A 2332-nucleotide genomic window follows, 5' to 3' on the forward strand; every position below is an offset into this window, starting at 1 on the left:
ATATTTGAGAGATAATTCAGAGTCCACGACATACAATTTGTTTAAATAATAAGTTAATTTTGTTAAAAAAGTTGGGTCGTTTGGTTAAAGGATTGAGGAATAGTTATACTCAGTAGTGAGTATTAAAATAATTATTTGAGTGGGGTGTTGGGAATAATATGTCGAAAATTGCGTGTGTCATCGTAACCTATAATCGTAAAAGGTTACTGATAGAGGCATTAAGTAGTGTGCTAGCGCAGGCGGAGAAGCCAGAATATATCATTATAGTGGATAATGCGTCCACGGATGGAACAAGTCAACTGATACATTCAAAGTTTAATTTTAAATCCAAAAATCTTTTTTATTTACGAAGTACTCAAAATCTTGGCGGTTCCGCGGGCTTCGCCCAAGGCATTCAATTGGCCTTGAAAACGGATTGTGATTGGATTTCAATATCTGATGATGACGCTATTTTTCAACCGGGATATTTTGCCGCTCTGCGTAAGTCAATTGATCAACACCCGCGGCAGCAAGTATTTTCGGGATCAGTCCTACTTCCAAATGGTCAACACGATGCGATGCACCGTGAAATTTTAACTAATCAAACAACGTTAACCACCCGTCCAGTTTCGGAAGCCGCTTACGACCGGGACTTTATGTACGATATCTTTTCGTTTGTGGGTGTACTACTACGACGGGACCTTATTGAAAAAATTGGGTTACCAGAGAAAGACTACTTTATTCGGTTTGATGACTTTGAATATGCGTTACGTGCACGCCAAGCAGGACCTTTTTTGAACGTTCATGACGCTAAGGTTTTGCACAAGACGACTTATACCCGCACGGCGATTGCTCCTTGGAAAGAATATTACGTCATGCGTAATCGGATTGCATCGCTATATAAACACCGGGGAAAGAACTGGCAAACTAAGGGGTATAGTTGTCAATTTTTGGCACGTAAACTATTAGCGATTCTGCTGTTTAAAGATCGGTTAAAACAAGCCAAGCCGCTGATTGGCGCGTACGTACAAGGATTTCAGGATGGCCAACGTGGCCATTTGGGTCGAAATCCTAAATTTTTACCGTAGTTATTGATGACTAAAAGTTAAAAGGAGTGGGAATATGCAATATGGGGCAATTGTTGTAACTTTTAATCGTAAAAAGCTGTTGTTGGAAGCATTGAATAGTTTATTAAATCAGACCGTACCACCCACTAAGATTATCTTGATTGATAATCATTCAACGGACGGGACCAAGCAATTGTTAAAGGAACACGGATTATTGGGCCAGGATAATGTGGATTACCGCTATTTGGATAAAAACATTGGCGGGGCCGGTGGCTTTGCACGTGGGATGCAAATTGCGGCGGCCAGCTCAGACCTCGACTGGGTTTCCCTATCAGATGATGATGCTATTTTTGACTTAGATTACTTTGAAAAACTCATTAATTATCACGACCAGCATCCGGAACGGTTAGTATTAACCGGTAGTGTTTACGTGAAGGATGGGCGCTTACAAGTTGATCAACGGAGTCGCTTTAGTGATTGGAGTACTTTTAGGGCGATTGAAGTACCGGAAAAAGAATATCAAGGTAACTTTGAATTTGATCAGTACACCTTCTGTGGGGTCTTTATGAGCATTGACGTCATTCGTAAAACGGGGGTGGCGGACGCTGGTTTCTTTATTTGGTGGGACGATTGTGAGTATTCCATTCGTACGGCGAAGTTATCTAAGCCGGTTAACGTAAGCGCCGCTAAATTGACCCATAAAACGCTAATCCCATCGATTGATAACAAGAAAAAATTTGTGGCTGATTGGCGAATTTACTATGGTCACCGGAACCGCATGATTTCCATCCGCCGTTGGACCCATAACCGGGCCATTAGTTTTGCTTGGTTAGTTTATTTTTATGGTCGCTTTGCGATCCAGCTTTGTGGTCCGTTTTACAAAGGTTATCGAAAGATGGCTATCAAGGCTTATTCGGAAGCGTTTCGGGACGCAGCGCGTAATCAGGAGGGACTTAATCCCGATTTTATGCCCGGTCAAAAATTTTAATTGGAACGTTGCACTAGAAAACTTAGGCAAAGTTTTTTAGTGCCTTTTTTGATTAACGGCAGACTAAAAGTGCCAGTAAAGACCATCGTTAATGTTTTAATAGTAAAGTTAATTTAATTTCGGTAGTTATTCAGCTATATCCAGAGTTACCCGTATGTTAATACAATCTTACTGGTCCCCTGTCAATAAAATAGACAATTTAAATAGAGACTTTTTTGTCCTATGCCACGACTAAATTTTGAATTTGAGTTTGATACTCATCTTCAAGTTGCTTTGGTGATTTGAATCCACAGTGACT

Annotated in this window: 2 protein-coding genes; both read left to right on the top strand. The window is 40.6% G+C overall.

Features of this window, described 5'->3' with window-relative positions:
- Positions 1-158 precede the first annotated feature (158 nt).
- On the top strand, positions 159-1067 hold the full coding sequence (locus D1831_RS14120; RefSeq protein WP_125073442.1) for a glycosyltransferase family 2 protein: 909 nt from the start codon (positions 159-161) through the stop codon (positions 1065-1067).
- A 34-nt stretch (positions 1068-1101) separates the two neighbouring features.
- A complete protein-coding gene (locus D1831_RS14125; RefSeq protein WP_125073443.1) occupies positions 1102-2034 on the top strand; it encodes a glycosyltransferase family 2 protein in 933 nt (310 codons plus the stop codon).
- Positions 2035-2332: the final 298 nt, after the last annotated feature.

It is taken from the genome of Lactiplantibacillus garii (assembly GCF_003885105.1).
GTDB classification, from domain to species: Bacteria; Bacillota; Bacilli; order Lactobacillales; family Lactobacillaceae; genus Lactiplantibacillus; species Lactiplantibacillus garii.